Raw genomic sequence first — 233 nt, forward strand, 5'->3', positions numbered from 1 at the left:
GGCATGTCCTCGCCGTCACCGCCGTCGAGCGATACCGAGCCGCCGCCGCTCAGCGTTCCTAGCTCGCCCTCTCCCGGAGCATCCGGCATGAGCACGCCCACCTGTCCGCCGTCGACGATCTTCGCGGTCTGACCCTCTCCCGTGAGGCAGGTCACGAACCGAGTCGCGGCCGCGTCGTTCGCCGCGTCGTCCTTCGCTCTGTCGTCTGCGGACGGCGCAGAGCATGCGGCGAG

Annotated in this window: 1 protein-coding gene; it reads right to left on the bottom strand. The window is 70.4% G+C overall.

The features are described 5' to 3' along the window. The coding region (locus tag SB658_RS27755) for a hypothetical protein (protein ID WP_410603804.1) at positions 1-233 on the bottom strand (233 nt) is incomplete at both ends.

This window comes from Bacillus sp. SIMBA_008 (assembly GCF_046535495.1).
Lineage (GTDB): Bacteria > Bacillota > Bacilli > Bacillales > Bacillaceae > Bacillus > Bacillus subtilis.